Annotated in this window: 16 protein-coding genes, 1 tRNA gene and 1 pseudogene; 12 read left to right on the top strand and 6 right to left on the bottom strand. The window is 42.0% G+C overall.

The features are described from left to right. Positions 1 to 304 precede the first annotated feature (304 nt). A complete protein-coding gene (locus tag Aso01_RS11460) occupies positions 305 to 1,555 on the bottom strand; it encodes an MFS transporter (protein ID WP_004941129.1) in 1,251 nt (416 codons plus the stop codon). 134 nt (positions 1,556 to 1,689) lie between these two features. On the opposite strand from Aso01_RS11460, the gene Aso01_RS11455 reads away from it, so the two are divergent. The 4 genes from Aso01_RS11455 to Aso01_RS11440 all read left to right on the top strand — a co-directional run bounded on the left by Aso01_RS11455 (position 1,690) and on the right by Aso01_RS11440 (position 4,737). Next, a complete protein-coding gene (locus Aso01_RS11455; protein WP_025094387.1) occupies positions 1,690 to 2,316 on the top strand; it encodes a 1-acyl-sn-glycerol-3-phosphate acyltransferase in 627 nt (208 codons plus the stop codon). A 65-nt stretch (positions 2,317 to 2,381) separates the two neighbouring features. Further along, positions 2,382 to 3,299, top strand: coding sequence for a patatin-like phospholipase family protein (locus Aso01_RS11450; protein ID WP_004941135.1), 918 nt, complete (start codon positions 2,382 to 2,384; stop codon positions 3,297 to 3,299). 98 nt (positions 3,300 to 3,397) lie between these two features. Next, positions 3,398 to 3,865 carry an NfeD family protein gene (locus Aso01_RS11445; RefSeq protein ID WP_004941138.1) on the top strand — a complete coding sequence of 156 codons (468 nt, stop codon included), beginning with the start codon at positions 3,398 to 3,400 and terminating at the stop codon, positions 3,863 to 3,865. Positions 3,866 to 3,879: 14 nt separating this feature from the next. Continuing rightward, complete coding sequence (locus Aso01_RS11440; protein ID WP_004941142.1) at positions 3,880 to 4,737, top strand: SPFH domain-containing protein; 858 nt, start codon at positions 3,880 to 3,882, stop codon at positions 4,735 to 4,737. A gap of 70 nt (positions 4,738 to 4,807) precedes the next feature. On the opposite strand, the gene Aso01_RS11435 is transcribed toward Aso01_RS11440, so the two are convergent. Next, a complete protein-coding gene (locus tag Aso01_RS11435; protein WP_004941145.1) occupies positions 4,808 to 5,716 on the bottom strand; it encodes a polyprenyl synthetase family protein in 909 nt (302 codons plus the stop codon). A gap of 286 nt (positions 5,717 to 6,002) precedes the next feature. Here Aso01_RS11435 and Aso01_RS11430 point away from each other — a divergent pair, with 286 nt between their 5' ends. The 6 genes and pseudogenes from Aso01_RS11430 to Aso01_RS16170 form a co-directional block, all read left to right on the top strand. Next, complete coding sequence (locus tag Aso01_RS11430; RefSeq protein WP_034440327.1) at positions 6,003 to 7,361, top strand: amino acid permease; 1,359 nt, start codon at positions 6,003 to 6,005, stop codon at positions 7,359 to 7,361. Positions 7,362 to 7,434: 73 nt separating this feature from the next. Beyond that, a tRNA-Arg gene (locus Aso01_RS11425) sits at positions 7,435 to 7,510 on the top strand. Between the two features lie 636 nt (positions 7,511 to 8,146). Continuing rightward, the gene (locus tag Aso01_RS11420; protein ID WP_162179355.1) at positions 8,147 to 8,509 is read left to right on the top strand and encodes an amidase domain-containing protein; all 363 of its coding nucleotides are present in this window, start codon (positions 8,147 to 8,149) and stop codon (positions 8,507 to 8,509) included. Between the two features lie 93 nt (positions 8,510 to 8,602). Further along, a complete protein-coding gene (locus Aso01_RS11415) occupies positions 8,603 to 8,815 on the top strand; it encodes a hypothetical protein (RefSeq protein WP_039910142.1) in 213 nt (70 codons plus the stop codon). A 46-nt stretch (positions 8,816 to 8,861) separates the two neighbouring features. After that, positions 8,862 to 9,902, top strand: coding sequence for a hypothetical protein (locus Aso01_RS11410; RefSeq protein WP_228128004.1), 1,041 nt, complete (start codon positions 8,862 to 8,864; stop codon positions 9,900 to 9,902). A gap of 227 nt (positions 9,903 to 10,129) precedes the next feature. After that, a pseudogene (locus Aso01_RS16170) lies at positions 10,130 to 10,418 on the top strand (transposase); the annotation flags it as partial. On the opposite strand, the gene Aso01_RS15880 reads toward Aso01_RS16170, so the two are convergent. From Aso01_RS15880 to Aso01_RS11390, 4 genes are all read right to left on the bottom strand, one after another. Continuing rightward, positions 10,411 to 10,554: a hypothetical protein gene (locus tag Aso01_RS15880; RefSeq protein ID WP_004941155.1), complete on the bottom strand. Its 144-nt coding sequence runs from the start codon at positions 10,552 to 10,554 to the stop codon at positions 10,411 to 10,413. The pseudogene Aso01_RS16170 and the gene Aso01_RS15880 overlap by 8 nt on opposite strands. Positions 10,555 to 10,637: 83 nt before the next feature. After that, entirely contained in the window at positions 10,638 to 11,183 is a 546-nt protein-coding gene (locus Aso01_RS11400; protein ID WP_004941159.1) for a GNAT family N-acetyltransferase, read from the bottom strand. 186 nt (positions 11,184 to 11,369) lie between these two features. Further along, on the bottom strand, positions 11,370 to 11,771 hold the full coding sequence (gene uraH / locus Aso01_RS11395; RefSeq protein ID WP_004941162.1) for a hydroxyisourate hydrolase: 402 nt from the start codon (positions 11,769 to 11,771) through the stop codon (positions 11,370 to 11,372). A gap of 19 nt (positions 11,772 to 11,790) precedes the next feature. Then, positions 11,791 to 12,276, bottom strand: a complete 486-nt coding sequence (locus tag Aso01_RS11390; protein ID WP_004941165.1) for a GlcG/HbpS family heme-binding protein — start codon at positions 12,274 to 12,276, stop codon at positions 11,791 to 11,793. 102 nt (positions 12,277 to 12,378) lie between these two features. Between Aso01_RS11390 and Aso01_RS11385 the strand changes: the two genes are divergently transcribed. Both Aso01_RS11385 and Aso01_RS11380 read left to right on the top strand, forming a co-directional pair. After that, positions 12,379 to 13,053 (top strand): heavy metal response regulator transcription factor, encoded by a 675-nt coding sequence (locus Aso01_RS11385; RefSeq protein ID WP_039910149.1) that lies wholly within the window; start codon positions 12,379 to 12,381, stop codon positions 13,051 to 13,053. Between the two features lies 1 nt (position 13,054). Then, entirely contained in the window at positions 13,055 to 14,428 is a 1,374-nt protein-coding gene (locus Aso01_RS11380; protein ID WP_004941170.1) for a heavy metal sensor histidine kinase, read from the top strand. Positions 14,429 to 14,447 lie beyond the last annotated feature (19 nt).

Genomic DNA, 14,447 nt, shown 5'->3' with positions numbered 1-14,447 from the left:
TGGCTCAACATAACTGTTTTGCATATCAAATGAAATCGCGTGTTGACTATTGTTTTGGCAACACTTACTTTTCTACTGTAAAAATATAAGCTTAAAACACACTTAAATAAAAGCTTTGTCGTTTTTATACCATTTGATCAATTGCGTATTTGCTTCATTTTATCGCAACAATATCAAACCGATACAGGCATATTTATACATAATAACAATTAAAGCAATATTTTTGAGTTTGCTCGGTATCCTCAGTAGTAGAATTTTACATACAGCACCGAAAAATGACGCAGCAGTTTAGCCCAATCATGATCTAGAGTGATGCTTGAGACTGCCCTAATGTTTTAGACCAAAAGTAAATGGGGAACACAGATAAAATAGCCATGACCACGACCAAACTCAGCATCCAGGCATAGCCAATCTGGTCGGCAATAACACCGCTGATCAGGTAAAAACCACCGCTGACCGTGGCCATCAAAGCAACCTGAAAGGTAAAATCCGTGCCTGCAAGCGCACTTCGGCTATAGTGCATGACCAGTGTGAGCATTACCACCAGTAGCATCGCCGAGCATAGATCTTCAAGTGCATTGAGCGCATAAATGAGCGTAAAAGATACTGACATCCCGCTTTCGTATGCCCAGCCCAATCCTGCAAAGCCAATAAGAGTTAAAATTTTAACTATTGAAAAGAACAGCAGTACACCTGCACGGCTGAAACTTTGAAGTAGATATCCGGCAATGAATGCACCCAGTAATGCAGCCACAGCACCTAGCACGGTAATGTAAAGCCCAATTTGGGTAAAACTCAAGCCTATATCGACCATCAACGGCTTGAGTAAAGGGCCGGCCAAGCCATCTGCCACCTTAAAGCTAAGTAAAACGGTAAGCCATGCTCGTGTTGTCTTAGACTGTAAAAAGTGCTGCAAATAATGGCGTATTGAGAATAATTTTGCCGCACTGCCCTGCACGCCCTGACGATCCTGTCGCGCGGGTTGTAGCACAATGGGCAAGGTGTTAAGTGCCACTAGAGCCGCCAAACACAAAAAGGTATTCTGCCAACCCAAAGCATCGACAGCCCACAGAAGTACGCCGCCACCCACAATAAATCCTAAACGTGAACCAATCACCTGAAAGGTATTGCCCCAGTGCTGTTGATCAGTTTTGAGTAAATTCACGGCCAATGCATCGGTGGCAATATCCTGAGTGGCCCCTGAAAAATTAATCCAGAGCATCAGCACAAAAAACATCAACAAAAATTGTGGCTGGTTCAATGCCTCAATCGGAAAATACGCCAGCACAACAAGCCCGCAAATGCTGCATACCTGCATGGGAATGATCCAGCTACGATAATGCCCAATGCGTGAACTGCCAAACCGATCGACCCAAGGTGCCCATAAAATTTTGATCGACCACGGCAGCATCAGCAGGCCAAAGCCGCCAATCTGTGCCAAAGACACGCCTTGTGCCCGTAAAATGACGGGTAAGGCATGGGTCATAAAGCCTACGGGTAACCCTTGTGCCCAATACAGGCTAAATAACAACAGATAAAGACGGCTTGCATGCATAGCGTATCGGGCTCGAATCAAAAAAATTGCAAAAATCAGTCTGTTTTAAAATGCATCTAACTATTTTGCCAATGTAGCGTACCTTTCAAAGGCTTAAGATGACAATAGGATGACCAACATGACCACAGATGGATATGACCCAGTTTTTTCCTGATCTTCCCGATCGTGTGCCGCAACGTGGCACTGCCTTAAGCCGCCGCATGTGCAGGCAGTTATTTCTGGCTCAAGGCTGGCGAATTGAGGGCGAGTTTCCTAATGTTCCTAAAGCCGTCGCGATTATTGCACCCCATACATCTAACCTAGATGCATGGTACGGCTTTTTGGCCATCGGTGGTCTGGGCATTAAAATCACGGTACTCGGCAAAGATTCGCTTTTTACTCCGGTCAGTACGCCCGTACTGAACTGGTTAGGGCTTATTCCGGTACAACGCAGCAAACGTACGGGTTTAACCGAGCAGGTGGTTCAGGCCATCGAACAGCATGAACGCATCTGGATTGGCATGGCGCCCGAGGGTACGCGCAAACAGGCCAGCACCTTTAAAAGCGGGTTTTATCATATTGCGTTAAAAGCGCATATCCCTATTGTAATTTTCTCTTTCGATTTTGATCATAAAACCATTTATTGCTTAGGTGCTTTTTCCCCAACAGGTGATTATCAGCAAGACCTAACCGCCATCATGCAACGTTTTGAGGGCAAGGTATCAGCGAAGCGACCAGATCGCCTGTCGCGTCCTTTACAAAATCTTGTAAAAAATGACTAGAAATAAAGCAGTGAATCTGGTCTGATGTGCGCAATCTGATGGTCATCCAACACGTTTAATTGTTCATGAAAGTTGCACATTTCGCCTTGGTTACAGCACTGAGCTTTACGCTCTTTGGATGTGACAAAATTGCTAAAACACCTCCTCAAACCAGCTCGATTCAGCCTCGTGAACCCGTCATTGCGCTTGCACTGGGCGGTGGTGGTGCCAAAGGCTTTGCCCATATTGGTGTGATCAAAGTACTCGAATCGCATGGTATCAAACCGAAAATTGTCACGGGCACCAGTGCGGGCAGTTTTGTGGGGAGTATTTATGCCAGCGGAAAAACTGGCTACCAGATGCAATCGATTGCGCTCAAGTTACAAGAATCTGATATCCGTGACTTAACCCTGAATCGTCAGGGCTTTGTGCTGGGTCAGAAACTGCAAAATTACGTCAATACTCAGGTAAGTAACAAGCCAATTGAGCAATTTCCAATTCGCTTTGCCGCAGTTGCAACACGTTTAGACAACGGCAAAAAAGCCGATTTTATTAAAGGCAATGCCGGTCAGGCGGTTCGTGCCTCATGTAGTATTCCGAATGTTTTTGTTCCAACAACCATTGGCAAGGTACAGTATGTCGACGGCGGTTTGGTAAGCCCAATTCCGGTCAAAACAGCACGTGATATGGGCGCCGATATTGTGATTGCGGTCGATATTTCTGCGCGTCCGGCAGGTACTCAGGCCAGCAGCATGTTGGGGTTGCTCGATCAAACCATCAACATCATGGGTCAGCAAAGCATTAATGAAGAGTTAAAGCAGGCCACTGTGGTGATTCAGCCTAAAGTCGGTCATCTTGGCGCACTGGATTTAAAAGCCAGTAATGATGCTATTTTGGAAGGTGAAAAAGCAGCACAACTTAAAATTCGTGCTATTCAAAGCGCGATTGATCAATTTAAAAAATCACCTGCTGCCCTTCAGCCACCACCTCGGGCCAAATTCTAAAGTCATTTTTTACTCAGCCCTGCCAAGTTCTGCTACAGTGAAGGTGCAATCGTGTATTTCGATTGCACCTTTTTTATAACAACATTTTGAGCATTGCTATGGAATTTGTATTAGAACCTTGGCACTGGTTTGTTCTGGGCATTGTGTTAATGCTTTCGGAACTTGTTTTTACCGCTTTTGCCGCTCTTTGGTTCGGTGTTGCCGCCATCATGGTGAGTGTTTTACTCTGGTTGTTTCCAATGATGGGCATTCCCACACAGCTGATCACTTGGGTAATCTTATCGATACTGTGTACCTTTTTATGGTTCAAATTTATCAAGCCATTGTCCATCGATAAAACCAAGGCAGGCTTATCCCGCGAAGCCACGATTGGTCAGGTGGGCATGGTGATTCGTGTGGGTATGTCGCATGAACAGGTACTGGTACGTTTTTCCTTGCCTGTGATGGGAACCGATGAATGGAACTGTCGCAGTTTGGCTCCGGTGAGCGTGGGCGATCGCGTGTGCGTGGTCGACATCATGGGCAATAATCTGGTTGTTCAACCCCATAACCCCAATAAACAATAAATGAGGACACACTTATGTCAGTGGGTTTAATTATTGGCTTAGCCTTTCTTGTCTTTGTTGGCGTGACGATTTTTAAGGGTGTACGCATTGTGCCGCAAGGCTATAAATGGATTGTACAGCGCTTAGGAAAATATCACTCCACTTTAAATCCAGGATTAAACTTCGTGATTCCGTATGTCGATGAAATCGCATACAAAGTCACGACTAAAGATATTGTGCTTGATATTCCTTCGCAAGAAGTGATTACACGTGACAATGCCGTGCTACTTATGAATGCGGTCGCGTATATCAATTTGACCACACCGGAAAAAGCGGTGTATGGAATTGAAAACTACACTTGGGCTATTCAAAATCTGGTGCAAACGTCGTTACGCTCAATCGTGGGCGAGATGGATCTAGACGATGCCCTGTCATCTCGTGATCATATCAAGGCCAAATTGAAAGCCGCCATTTCCGATGATATTTCAGACTGGGGCATTACCTTAAAAACGGTCGAGATTCAGGATATCCAGCCATCGACCACCATGCAAGCCGCGATGGAAGCGCAGGCTGCTGCCGAGCGTCAGCGCCGTGCGACAGTGACCCGTGCCGACGGCGAAAAGCAGGCAGCGATTTTAGAAGCCGATGGTCGTCTTGAAGCATCGCGTCGAGATGCCGAAGCGCAAGTGGTTTTGGCTGAGGCCTCACAAAAAGCCATTGAAATGATCACCTCTGCGGTAGGCGAACAGGAAATTCCAGTTGCGTATTTGCTTGGTGAACAGTACATCAAGTCCATGCAAGAAATGGCAAAATCCAACAATGCCAAAACCGTGGTGATTCCTGCCGATGTACTTAGTACCATTCGGGGTGTAATGGGACGTCAGCCCAACTAGATCTCTTTGAATTAACATAAAAAAAGCGATGTGCACTTTAAGCAAATCGCTTTTTTTTATTCAAGTGAGCTTAGTTTTTTCTGCGCAATAAAAACTGGGTGATTTGTTCAAGATCCGTTGCTGCACCTGAGAAATGCGTCAGTGCAGCCAGTGCCTGATCGTGCAAGCTTTTGGCATAAGCCTGTGCCGCTTCAAGGCCCATAAGCGCAGGATAAGTCGACTTTTGTACTTGCTGGTCTTTACCTGCGGTTTTACCTAGGGTTTCGGTACTGGAGATAATATCGAGAATATCGTCTTGTACCTGAAACGCCAGCCCTAAACTTTGACCAAACTGACGTAATTGCACCAAAGCGGGATCTGTTCCTTTAAATAAGGTCACGGCCGCCATCAGAATGGCAGCCTGAATCAGTGCGCCCGTTTTATTGCGGTGAATATTTTCAAGTGCAGCCTGATCGATACTTTTGCCTTCGGCCTGTAAATCGAGCACCTGTCCACAAACCATCTTAGAGCTAGAGGTGGCCAGAATTTGCATTTGTCTGAGTACAATCGAGGCATCGACGCTATTTTGCTGATCAAACAAACGACTGCCCAGCACCTCAAATGCCATCGATTGCAAGATATCACCCGCCAGCAATGCAGTATCTTCGCCAAATGCCACATGACACGTCGGTTGTCCGCGGCGTAGCAAATCGTTGTCCATGCAAGGCAAATCATCATGTGCGAGTGAATAACAATGAATCAGTTCAACCGCCACCGCAGCACGGCGTGCCGCCGCATAATTGGGATTCTCTGCCAATGCAGCCACGGCATAGCACAATGCTGGACGCACCCGCTTGCCACCCAACATGACGGCATGATGCACCGCCGACTTGAGTGGCTCTGGCAGTGCAAAGGCATCGAGTGCCATCTGCAAATCTTGCTGAATTCGTTCTTGAGCTGTAGATAAGATGTTGCTATTCACAGGGGAAATCGATGTCACAATTGCCTCGAATCTTGAATGGGAGCGAAAAAAGGTCTGAACAGACCGCTCATGACATGCTGCCTAATTTACCATGATAGGACTGATTTCTCACTTATTTATTCATTTACATCACGATATTCTTATGGGATGAGAATCTTTACCAAGTTTTAATCGCCAGCAAACTGTATAAAATTTGTGAACCAAGAAGTTCAATGATTTAGCACGGCTTTGTGCTGCACTCGACTAGGCTAAATTCTATCTATCCTTTAGAATAAAACGCTTATTTCTGGTCGGGTGAAGTCCTTTGAACAACGATTCTTCAAAACTTCAGCGGGGCTTAAAAAACCGTCATATCCAATTAATTGCCATGGGCGGCGCAATTGGGACTGGTTTATTTTTAGGATCTGCACAAGTCATTCAATCCGCTGGGCCATCGATCATTCTTGGGTATGCAATCGGTGGACTCATCGCTTTTTTAATCATGCGTCAATTAGGGGAAATGATTGTCCATGAGCCTGTAGCAGGTTCGTTCAGTCACTTTGCGTACAAATATTGGGGTAAATTTCCGGGCTTTTTGGCTGGCTGGAACTACTGGGTGCTGTATATTTTAGTCGCGATGACTGAATTGACAGCGGTTGCGAAGTATATCAATTACTGGTGGCCTCATATTCCTGCATGGGTTTCGGTATTGTTTTTCTTTGTGGTCATTACACTCGTAAACCTGACCAATGTAAAATTTTACGGAGAATCCGAGTTTTGGTTGGCGATTATCAAGGTCACCGCCGTCATTTCCATGATTGTGTTTGGTCTGTATCTGCTCTTTACAGCCGATTCAAGCTCGACCGCATCGTTTAGCAACTTATGGACACATGGTGGTTTCTTTCCAAACGGTTTTGAAGGCCTGTTTTATATGCTGGCCTTTTTGATGTTTGCCTTTGGCGGTATCGAACTGATCGGGATGGCAGCAGCTGAAGCTGAAAACCCTCAAAAAACCATTCCTAAAGCGATTAATCAGGTGGTTTTTCGTATTTTAGTGTTTTATGTGGGCTCACTCACCATCTTGTTATCTTTGGTGCCTTGGAATCAACTGGATTTGGGTGGTCTGGACAAAAGTCCATTTGTGATGATTTTTAGTCAGTTGGGTATTGGTTGGGCTGCACATCTGCTGAACTTTATTATTTTAACTGCTGCACTATCGGTTTATAACAGCGGTATGTTTGCCAACAGCCGCATGCTGTTTGGTCTGGCACAACAAGGTAATGCGCCAAAAATCTTTACTAAAGTGAATAAACAGGGTGTTCCTATTCCTGCGGTATTGTTCTCTGCATTGTTGATTTTTGGCTGCGTACTTTTAAATTACTTTGTACCAGAAGATGCACTGGGTCATTTGATGTACGTGGTGGTAGGTGCTTTGGTACTTAACTGGGCCATGATCAGCTTGACGCATTTGAAGTTTAAAGCTGCGGTGAAAAAGCTCAAACTGAATGTAACGTTCCCAGCCCTATGGGCGCCGGTGAGTAACTATTTGGTGCTGATTTTTATTGCGCTGGTGCTGTTTATCATGTGGCAACAGGGCTTTAAAGAATCGGTGATTATGATTCCGGTCTGGATTGTGTTGATGTTTGGTCTGTTTCATTTGCTGACCAAAAAAGATAACACTTAAGCTGCAAAATAGATGAAATTAAAAAAGTTATTACCTCGGTAATAACTTTTTTTGTTTATACTCACATCTCGATGCGCCCTTAGCTTAACTGGATAGAGCAGTTGCCTCCTAAGCGACCGACGTGGGTTCGAGTCCCGCAGGGCGTACCATTACACAGTGAATATGGCACATAGAGATAATGAGTACTTGAGGATTATTTACAATCAATTAAGTAGTAAATGATTAAACTGACTGTACGCTATAGTAAGATTTGACTATAAAAGTGCACAGTACAAAATCTACCATCATAATTGATGGTCTTTGTCGGTCACTGATCTGCCCTATCCGTGCATCCATTAGTTTCTTTAATAAAGCATCACGACCATTTTCTATTGACCATTGCATTTCATCATCCGTGATAACAGTAGCGATTAGAAGCTGCTGATATAGCTTTAGTTATTATTCTTTAATTTTGATGCGCTTAAAATCATCATATCTTGATCATTATGTTCATCTTTATATCTGTTGAACTTGAAGGCATATCATTATGGTATAAGGCCAAAATTAGAATATATACACAGCCTTTTTTTAATTTTCCCGATAGCAGTCATAATTTTTATAATACTTTTTAACATCTAATATTTTTAAATTCAATGATTAACAAATAATAAAAGAGATAATTATAATATATTTTCTTTGGATTTAATTTGATAATATGTATAATGCCCGCTCAATATTAAAATTAGAGATATCTCATAAAAAAATTATATATTTTAAAAATTTGTACTTTGCTCCTCATTAGTAGTTTGGCTAATGCAGCTTATGTACCATCTATCGCAGTTAGTTATGCAGTAAATAATTACAATATTGCTTACTCTTCAAATGGTAACCCATTTATAAATGTTTCAGGCGTTGGGGGAAACTGCACCAATTTTGCCAATCAATCAATATCTGGCGGATTGCTTGGAAGCACCAATTCGAAAACGTTAAATCAAAACCTAATCTCTCAATCATCAGCTGTTAAAGCAACTCAAAACACAAGTATTTTTTATAAATGCAACAGTGTGAGTAATGCTTGTCAGACTATCGCTTGGCGTGGTGCTCAATCAATGTTTTCCTATTCGGCGAATAGTACTACCTTACAATCAAGTGGTGTGAGGTTAAATTAAGCTACAAAAACAGCATTAGTTAATGGAAGTCTAACTTCTCTTGATATATCAAAAATCAGAGTAGGAGATATCGTATACTTAGATTTTGATTACGTGGCAGGTGGCGCAAATAATTCTGTAGATCATACTGCAGTTGTAACCGCGGTGAATCCAGAATCTTGGTATGATGTTACAGATAAAATGAAGTACAACAATGTAAAATTGACGTATCAATCTAATAACGTAACGAATAAAGGTTTGGGTGATATGGATGCAAAAGCTATCTATGTGTACCGTCCTTTTGTTTGGATAAATCATTATATTTAATTGAAAAAGTATCATCTACATTGAGTAGATGATACTGGAGTTAATTTTGAAAAAGTTAATAATTGTTGTTGTGCTGTGTCTGGCGAGTCTTATTTCCTTATATTTATATTTTAAACCCACCAAGAATTACTCAATTGCTGAACTTCAGCAAAATGGGAGATTAAGTAATAATGAATTGAAACAAAAACAAAATTCAAATAATTCCGATATCAATAACAATATCAAATCGTATATTCAGTCCCTTACAGACTTTATTGATAAAGCTCCATTTCGTCAGGAAGATACACATGCCATATTAACTAGAAATTCGGAAAATATTCAAAAGTATTTAAGTGATTTTTCTAAATTAGTAGATATTAACATTATGAATAATAATAACTTAACTAACGATGAAAAATCAAGAATACTATGGGAAATATTTAAAGAATATAATTGGCGCGGCGAAGATAACGCATTTAAGGCTATTATCAAAGATCATTTGATGTACTTAAAAAATCCGAATTTAATTCCAGATATTACAAGTACATATAGCGATATTGCAAAGTTAGGTGAAAAAAGCGCAAATGCTCGTCATGATCTACTAGAAATATTAAATTCTATAGATATAGATTCAAAAATTTCAGCTAATCAGAATGTTATTGATACTTTAAGTACTGATCTAAGATCAATTAATAGTAGAAATGAGGCCCAGAATTTAAGCGATATGGCTATAACTTTGCTCTACAATTATAGTAAAGCCAGCGATTCTAATATTATCCAAGATGTTGTTAGAGCAGCCAACAATAATTCTCAAGCAAGTCTTAGTTACATGAACAGCCTCTTTAAATTAGCCATTACCGATACAGACTCGAATCATTTACAAAGTCTTCTTCAAAGTAATATGTCTCAAAGCACAAAAGAAGATTTGAATCATTCTATTGCGTTTAATCTTAAAGAAAATGGATCAGTTCAGCTAAGTACGATAGATCAAAAATCGTTGGCCGTTTTGAATCAATATCTAGCGACTGCCGTCAATGAGAAATCAGGCGACAATAGAGATTTACAACAGGTTCAAATTGCAGTTTCTAAATTATTAAGTCAAAAGTAATAGAATATCGGATTCTTGCCATGGTCTAAGAATCAATCGAGAAGTTTCTAACATGGTCTTATTTACTGATGACTAAATAGCCACCGATTTTGTAGACACCTTTTCAATTAGATATTGGACTGCCACCACTCTCCTAGACAAATATCGTCTATTCTTTTTGCATAGGAGAGAACATTATGAGTGGACAACGCTATACCCCAGAATATAAAGATGAAACTGTTAAATGAATTACTGAACGTGGATATTCTGTCACTGTTGTGGCAGAACGTTTAGGTGTATCACAACACAGCATCTATAAATGGCTTAAAGCTGTACATCCATTACACAACAATCATGATGAACATGAACTGCTTGAAGCAAAGAAAGAAATCCTACGCCTTAAAAGTCAGCTTAAGCAAACTGAAGAAGAGCGGGATATCTTAAAGTGAAAGCACTGCTTTCACGCCGCTTTGCAAGCCTGCCCGAGTGAAATATCAATTCATCCTTGAATACAGCCATCAATTTAAGATTAAAACAGAGCACTGAAAGTTCTATCAAACTGCTTATTGACTGAAACAGACACTCCTGCACCACAAAAAAATAGCAACTCTCCACGCTTTTGAGCATCTATAAGTTCATTTGGAATATTTGAACCAGTTGCAGTAAAACGCATTTCAAACTCTTTACTTAGTTTTATTATTTATCAAAATCTTATACGATTTAATATTTCATTAAGTTTAACATTTGGATACAATCCTAAATTAAATTAGAAAAATCCTCAGCGCGAATCTCATAAAGCACATGCCGTGCAAGCAAATGCTCTGCTGCTAATTTAGGATGATCAAATGCTTTAACTTTTGTCATGTTTAACTTTTTCATTAATGCTTCTGAAGGCATATTGACAGCCGCTGTAAAGGCAACCACTCGCTCAAGCTTTAACTGCTCAAACGCATAATCTAATACGGCTTTTGCTCCTTCAAAGGCATATCCCTGTCTCCAAGCGGCTTTCGCAAGTCTCCAACTGATTTCTATACAGGGTGAAAAATCAAATTGTGATGGCTGAGCATTTAAACCAATATATCCAATAAAAGATTGATTCTGTTTAAGCTCCACTGCCCATAGTCCCCATGATGGATGCTCATCAAACTTCAATCTGATGCTTTTGATAAAGTCACGGCTCTGATCGGGACTTAAGGTAGACGGAAAATAATGCATGACATCGCGATCGAGGCCCATCTGTATAAACGGCGCAATATCGGATTCTTGCCATGGTCTAAGAATCAATCGAGAAGTCTCTAACATGGTCTGGTTTATTCACTGGTGATCTTAAAATTGATCAAACTCTACTACAGGTAGTTCAGTACCTCCACAGAGATGTGTAAGCTTCATATTACAAGATCAAATGTGATCAATTGAATAGCTAAAAAACTCGAGCAACACGCCGAGTTTATAATGTGCTGCCCGAGATTTGATTTAATCTTTCAGTACTTAGTTACCACGGTACGTCGAGTAACCATACGGGCTAAGAAGTAGTGGAATATGGTAATGCTTTACCGCACCATCTACATTAAAAATGACGGGTACTTCTGGAAAGAAGCTGCTTTCGTTATGTTTCTTAAACCAATCTCCAGTTTTAAAGGTCACACGGTATACTCCCTGCTCCAGTTTTTTATTGTCTGGATACAAAGCCGGAATACGTCCGTTTTCATTGGTCACTTTTTCATTGAGCTTAACCCACTGCCCTTTTTGGTTTTGCTCAAGCACCACCGCAACATCGGATGATGGCAAACCGGTTTGTAAGTTCAGTACATGCACGCTTAAAGGATTGTCTGCTGCCATTGCCCATGCACTTAAGGTCATACCGGCGGCAAATACACATTGTTTGATCATTTCAAATTACTCCTCGATTTTACTTAAAAGTCATTTTGATGGCCTGTTCGGCACACCAGTCATCATTCTTTGAACCACCAGAGCCAGCTATACCAATCGCACCGACCACTTCATTTTGATAAAGCACCGGAAAACCACCTCCAAGCAGCAATAATTCTGAAAATGACGTGAGATTTTGTGATTCAATATTTTGTCGGGCATTTTGACTAAATACTGTGGTCGGGGTTTTGGTCGACAGTGCCGTAAAAGCTTTTTTCTGTGCAGCCAGCGCATTATGTGGCCCCACGGTTTCATGGCGTTTGATTATCAGCGGCTGCCCACCACGGTCTAGCACGACCACAGCCAGATGTTTGTTTATTTGCTGGCAGGCTTGTTCGGCATTGCTGGCCAGTTTTTCTGCGGTGTTTAAATCCAGACTATATTGTTTTGCCAGTTGCACATTCTCTGCAAAACTGTAAGAACTCATACTTAAGGCCAATGTCAGCCCTGCAATCACTTTTTTCATTGATTCGCCCTCTCTATACTGTGGTTATTCTAGAGATTCCCTTCAGCTGCAACATGACAGTTGGATTACAGTCTTGTCATTTTAGAAATGGAACGTCGCATGATGCGTATTCTTGTCGTAGAAGATGAAGTCAAAATCGCGCGCTATCTGGTTCAGGGCTTTGTCGAATCGGGATATCAGGCCGAATGTGTACATACTGGACTCGAAGCTTTGGAGCGATTGAGACAAGCGTCTTTTCATTTGGTGATTCTGGATGTGATGCTGCCCGATCTGGATGGCTGGTCGGTCTTGACAATCTTGCGTCAGTTTTCGCAAGTGCCGGTGATTTTTTTGACCGCTAAAGACCAGATTCCCGACCGCGTGAAAGGCTTAGAACTTGGTGCAGACGATTATCTGGCCAAACCTTTTTCGTATGTTGAGTTACTGGCGCGGGTTCGCAGTTTGCTGCGTCGGCAAAACATACAGCCCGAGAATGTGCTGAAATTAGCCGACCTCAGTCTGGATTTATTACAGCACAAAGCGTATCGGGCAGATCAACCGATTGATCTGAGCAAAAAAGAGTTTGAACTGCTGCGCTTTATGTTGCAGCACGCCAACCAAATCGTGTCTCGCCGGCAAATTGCCTCTGAGGTCTGGCATATCAATTTCGATACCGATACCAATTTTATTGACGTTGCCATCCGCCGCTTACGCAGTAAGGTCGACGATGCCAGCAACCTCAAACTGATTCATACCATTCGTGGTTTGGGTTATAAGCTTTCAGAAGAGACTCCTTAAAATGAACGTTCGCTCACTCGAATTTAGGCTTACCTTACTGGTCACCACGGCATGTGCACTCATTTTGTGTCTGGTGGGCGTGCTGACCTATTTGGGTATAGACCGTATTTTGGTGCGCGAGCAAGATCAGGCTTTAGCTTCACGTATTGAACGTTTGGAGGTGTTGATTCAAGACAGCGACAACGTACAGCAAATTGTAGCCAAACCTAAAATTTATCAAAATATGCTCGGCAATCAGGACAACTTATTTATTCTGATTCAGGGTCAACAAAAACTCATCGATATCAACCCGCTGAATATCCCAATTCCAAAGTTGCAAGCGAGCCAACAGATTGCTTTTTTAAATGTTCATCAGACGGGTAATGCAACGCGTCTGGCATGGAAAAATTTTAGTCTAAATGGTGTTTCGTATCAGCTCATTGCAGGCAAGCAGTGGTCGGAACGCTTAGGTATTTTATATTCATTTCGCGATGATCTGATCAAGTACTTGCTGCTTGGCGTCGCGATGGTGAGTTTTCTATGCTGGCTGTTGTGCCGCTTTGGCTTAAGAGGGCTTCGCGAGCTGACCGAGCAAACCCGGCAAATCGATATTCAGTCTTTACAACATCGGATTCAGGTGGCGCATCAAAGCAGTGAAGTGCAACTTTTAACCGATGCAATCAATCATATGTTGCAACGTATCGAGGCTGGGTATCAGCAGTTAAATCGATTCTCTGAAAATATTGCGCATGAGTTTCGCACACCACTAAACAATCTGGTCGGGCAAACCGAAATTTTACTCTCAGAATCTCGTACTTCACATGATTATGAAGATCTGTTGGTGTCTCATCTGGAAGAATATGCACGTTTAAAACGTATGATTGACAGCATGTTATTCCTGGCTCGGGCCGATCAACAGCAAATCCAACTGCACACAGAACAGCTCAATGTGCAGGATGCCTTAGAAGATTTACTGAGCTTTTACGATTTAATGGCCAGCGAAAAACACATCGAGATCAGTGCACAACTTGAAGCCAACTCAGTTGTGGCAGATCATCAACTGTTTCAGCGCGCTGTCTCAAATCTGATTGAAAATGCGATTTTACATGGCGTTGAGCACGGTAAAATAGAAGTTAAAGTACAGCAGCATGTTTTAGATACGCGTACATATGTCGAGATTACCGTATTGACGCAGGGCGTTCAGATTGAGGCACAGTATTTGCCGCATGTATTTGAACGCTTTTATCAGTGCGAATCTTCACGCCATCAACAAGGCCGTTCCGGTGGTTTGGGTCTGTCCATTGTCGCGTCGATCATGCAGCTTCATAATGGACGAGCAAGCGTACATCAAAGCGAAAATGGCGTATGTTTTACGCTGGATTTTCCGATGAACTAAATTAAGATTGCACAAATTC

The organism is Acinetobacter soli, assembly GCF_000760595.1.
GTDB lineage: Bacteria > Pseudomonadota > Gammaproteobacteria > Pseudomonadales > Moraxellaceae > Acinetobacter > Acinetobacter soli.
Note: the sequence above shows the minus strand (reverse complement) of the source record. Positions and strands in the feature narration are given on the sequence as shown.